The 1,795-nt window shown below is 62.2% G+C and carries 1 protein-coding gene; it reads left to right on the forward strand.

The window, feature by feature from the left end; translation table 11 throughout:
• Positions 1–1,657, forward strand: a 1,657-nt coding sequence (locus Q4E95_RS13470; protein WP_303383783.1) for an alpha-galactosidase, incomplete at its 5' end; no start/stop codon positions are given.
• Positions 1,658–1,795: the final 138 nt, after the last annotated feature.

Here is a 1,795-nt window from a genome sequence, read left to right on the forward strand (position 1 = left end):
GCCCTCACGCGCGCAGCAAATCCTGGACTTTGCCGGGCATTGGGGCCAGGAGCGCGTGGCGCAGGATCGTAAACCGTTCACGGTCGGTCTGCATTTGCGCGAAGGCCGTAAGGGACGAACTGGCGCAGATGCCGCTCACATGATCATCGCTGGAGAATCCGGCTTCGGCTTTGCGCACGGTGAGGTTTGGGGAGTACACACCGGTTTCTCGGGCAACCATCGAACCTGGGCTGAGCGTGAATACACGGGCCACCGGTTCCTGGGCGGCAGCGAACTGTTGATGCCCGGAGAAATTGTTCTTGACTCCGGCCAGCACTACACCTCGCCGTGGATTTATGGCGTGTGGGGTCGGGGCATGGACGATCAGGCCAACCGCCTGCACCGTTGGATCAGGTCCCGCCCTCAGCATCCCAGGCGGCCCCGCCCCGCCACATTGAATGTTTGGGAAGCAGTCTATTTCGACCACAATCTGGCCAAGCTCTCCGCTCTGGCCCAGCGCGCGGCTCACATCGGCATCGAACGTTTCGTGCTCGATGACGGATGGTTCGGCTCTCGACGAGATGACACCTCAGGGCTGGGCGACTGGGTTGTTTCGCCCGAGGTCTGGCCCGACGGACTCACGCCGCTGATCGATGAGGTCACGGAGCTCGGGATGGAATTCGGGTTGTGGTTCGAACCAGAAATGGTCAACTTGGATTCCGAAGTCGCCAGAACACATCCGGACTGGGTTCTGGCTCCCGAAGGACGGACCCCGGTGAGCAGCCGCTTCCAGCACGTCCTGGATTTAGGCAACCCGGCGGCCTACGCACACGTACGTGACCAAATGGTCGAGGTGCTCAAGAATCACAAGATTGCTTACATCAAGTGGGACCACAACCGGGACGTCCTCGAGGCTGGTTCCAGCCTGGATCGCGCACCAGGCGTGCACCGGCAGACTTTGGCGGCATATCGCCTCATGGCGGAGCTGAAGGATCTGTTCCCGGGCCTCGAGATCGAGTCGTGCTCCTCCGGAGGGGCGCGTGTGGATCTGGGTGTGCTCGAACACACCGACCGCTTCTGGACCTCCGACTGCATTGATCCTGCCGAGCGCCAGGAGATGCACCGGTGGACCCAACATTTGGTTCCACCGGAATTAATGGGTAGCCATGTTGCCTCTGGCCGTTCGCACCAGACGGACCGCTTGCACGCGGTGAACTTCAGGGCAGGGACGGCCCTGTGGGGTCACTTCGGGGTGGAATGGGATCTGACCCAGGCCAGCGAAGCTGAGATGAACGAACTCTCCGATTGGATCGCCCTCTATAAAGAGCACCGCGATCTCCTGCACCACGGACGAGTGATTCGCGTGGATCCCGTGGACCCGCACTGGGATGTGCACGGCGTGGTCTCAAAGGACCGCTCGGAGGCGCTGTTTGCCGTGGTGTGCACCGGAATCTCCATAACTGATCCGGTTGGTCGTCTCACATTCAGGGGCCTCGACCCCGCGGCCGCATACAGGGCCACCGACGTGACACCCAAGGCGGCCGATGCTGCCTTCATGCCGCCGCCATGGTGGCCCCAAGGCTCCGCAACAAGGGGCTCCTTCTTTCAGGAAGTCGGTCTGCACGCCCCTGAGCTGCGCCCTGACCGCATTCGCCTGATCCACCTCACGGCCGAGTGACGCACCGGCGTTCGTGACCGACTGAAAAGGAATCCGATGAGTAGCGTGACCACCAGTTCTGCGCGACCGCCAGCGGGCGAGCGCACGGAATCCACCGTGCATCCAAAGCGGCGCCGACACAGGGACGACACCAGAATT

The organism is Kocuria sp. (genome assembly GCF_030536815.1).
GTDB classification, from domain to species: Bacteria; Actinomycetota; Actinomycetes; order Actinomycetales; family Micrococcaceae; genus Kocuria; species Kocuria gwangalliensis.